Below are 2,440 nucleotides of genomic sequence, written 5' to 3' on the forward strand. Positions count from 1 at the left end.
ATGTGGAGAGAGACGAGTACATAACCACGACCTTCAAATGCGATAGCTCTGCGACGTGCGGGGAGAGGCCGGATTGCATCGTGAGATGCAATCCGGGTGAGGGGGACGCTCCGCCCGGTCGGTGCCCGCGGCTGCCCCTCACCCCAACCCTCTCTCCGTGAAGAACGGGGAGAGGGAGCGTACTGACATCGCCGCGCCGATTTTCGCTCAGCCTCACACATCTCCACGAGTTTGCTTCTGTGTTCATGGTCCGATGTACAATGCCGCCCGCTTTCGCCGCTCATTGAGAATGTCTCCCGGCGTTGGCTGACCATGGCCCGAAGCTCGTTATTCCCGCGCGCAGTTACGCCAAACGAGCGTGCAATCGGCGATCGCGCACACGAGATCGATCCATGTTCTCGCATGGGTGAAGTTAGCCTAACCGCTTTGGGTCCCGCAACGTGATCGCAGCTCGGACCCGCCGACGCTGCAATCCGCTCACGGTCGCACCTTCCTTCTGCTCGTCGGCGTTGTCGACGGCACGCTCAGGATGCAAGATGGCCGGGTTGCCACAACGGGGCTCGGCAGGCGTGCACGACATCGGTCTCACTGCGCTGGATCTCGGGCTGCGCGGCGCGGCGAGCGGCCTTTTCACGATGATCGTTCTGGTGCTGATCAGGCTGCGCCCTGCCAATGCGCTGGCCATTCTCGGCCTGGTGATGTCGGCCGGCGGCGCCGGCTTTGCCATCGCGACTTCGGCGGCGCCGCGGCGGCGTTCGCTCCGAAAAGCATCCAGCTCGCCAGCATCGCCAGCACGCAGAGCGTCAGCGCGCTGATGAGGCTAGCTTCGCGCTGGCGCTCGGCGTCATCATGGTTGACCGGCGCGTCTGGGCTGCGCCGATCGACCTCCCAACCCTCAGGCTTGCGGGCGCGATCGTCTATGCGCTGGCGATCTGGAGCACGAGCTTCGCCGCGATCGGGCTGGCGCTGCGCTTCATGGCGGGTTTCAGCCCCGTCAGGCGCTATCTCGCCGATGCCTCCTACTGGCTCTATCTGATCCACCTGCCGATCGTGATGGCGCTGCAGGTCGCGGTGTCGCAACGCGACTGGCCGTGGCCGGCGAAATACGCGCTGATCCTTTCGGTGGCGATGCCCGCCATGCTGGCCAGCTATCATTGGCTGGTGCGCAACACCCTCATCGGCGGGGTGCTGAACGGCAAGCGCATCAGGCGGGCAGCGGCGCCGTTGCCGGTCATCGGCGATTCCGTGCGCACGTAGCGCCGACGCCTCGCTCATGCCCGCGGCCGCGCCGCTGCTGGTCAAATTTTGATCAGCGCAAGCCGGCGCGCCCGCGCTAGATTCGGGGGACGACGCCCTTGGAGCGGCGTCGCGACGAGCGCGAGGCAACCCATGTCCCTGTTCATCCGCGGCGGCACGGTGGTGAACCATGATCATTCCCGGCGCGCCGATGTGCTGATCCAGAACGGAACCATCATCGCGGTGGGCACCACGATCGAGCCGCCGCTGTCGGCCGAAGTGATCGATGCCGATGGCTGCTTCGTGATGCCGGGCGGAATCGATCCGCACACCCATCTCGAGCTCGGCTTCATGGGGACGGTGTCGGCGGACGATTTCGAATGGGGCACCAAGGCGGCGCTCTCCGGCGGCACCACGATGGTGGTGGATTTCTGCATCCCCGACCCCGGCCAGTCGATGCTCGCCGCCTATCAGGACTGGCGGCGCAAGTCGGAGAAGGCGGCGGCCGACTACGGCTTCCACATGGCCGTGACATCCTGGTCGAAGCAGGTGTTCGACGAGATGGCGGTCGTGGTCCAGACCTACGGCATCAACACCTTCAAGCATTTCATGGCCTACAAGGGCGCGCTGATGGTCAACGACGACGAGTTGTACAACTCGTTCGCGCGTTGCGCGGCGCTCGGCGCCATGCCGCTGGTTCATGCCGAGAACGGCGACGTCGTCGCGCGCATGCAGGAGGCGATGCTGGCACGCGGCATCGACGGGCCGGAAGGACACGCCTTCTCGCGGCCGCCGGAGGTCGAGGGCGAGGCGACCAGCCGCGCCATCATGATCGCCGACATGACCGGCGCGCCGCTCTATGTCGTGCACACCAGCTGCCGCCAGTCGCATGAGGCGATCGCGCGCGCCCGCGCCGCCGGCCAGCGCGTCTATGGCGAGCCGCTGATCCAGCATCTGCTGCTCGACGACCGCGAGTATCGCGCCGCGGACTGGGACCAGGCCGCCGCCTGCGTGATGTCGCCGCCGTTCCGCGACCGGTCGCATCAGGACAGCCTGTGGGCCGGGCTGCAGTCGGGCTCGCTGCAGGTGGTCGCGACCGATCATTGCGCCTTCACGCTGGCGCAGAAGCGGCTCGGCCGCGGCGATTTCCGCAGGATCCCGAACGGCACCGGCGGGCTGGAGGACCGCATGCCGCTGCTGTGGA

The 2,440-nt window shown here is 66.6% G+C and carries 3 protein-coding genes; all 3 read left to right on the forward strand.

Annotated elements, in window-relative coordinates; translation table 11 throughout:
• Positions 1-536 precede the first annotated feature (536 nt).
• The gene (locus BRAS3809_RS34980) at positions 537-815 is read left to right on the forward strand and encodes a hypothetical protein (protein WP_008963690.1); all 279 of its coding nucleotides are present in this window, start codon (positions 537-539) and stop codon (positions 813-815) included.
• A 34-nt stretch (positions 816-849) separates the two neighbouring features.
• On the forward strand, positions 850-1,257 hold the full coding sequence (locus BRAS3809_RS18995) for an acyltransferase family protein (protein ID WP_008963691.1): 408 nt from the start codon (positions 850-852) through the stop codon (positions 1,255-1,257).
• A 132-nt stretch (positions 1,258-1,389) separates the two neighbouring features.
• On the forward strand, positions 1,390-2,440 hold a 1,051-nt coding region (hydA, locus tag BRAS3809_RS19000; RefSeq protein WP_035656896.1), incomplete at its 3' end, for a dihydropyrimidinase.

The sequence above is a fragment of the Bradyrhizobium sp. STM 3809 genome (genome assembly GCF_000239795.1).
Classification (GTDB): domain Bacteria; phylum Pseudomonadota; class Alphaproteobacteria; order Rhizobiales; family Xanthobacteraceae; genus Bradyrhizobium.

Bases quoted from the DNA above. Each gene is read 5' to 3' on its own strand.
- BRAS3809_RS34980 (WP_008963690.1), top strand. From the start codon at position 537: ATGGCCGGGTTGCCACAACGGGGCTCGGCAGGCGTGCACGACATCGGT.
- BRAS3809_RS18995 (WP_008963691.1), top strand. From the start codon at position 850: ATGGTTGACCGGCGCGTCTGGGCTGCGCCGATCGACCTCCCAACCCTC.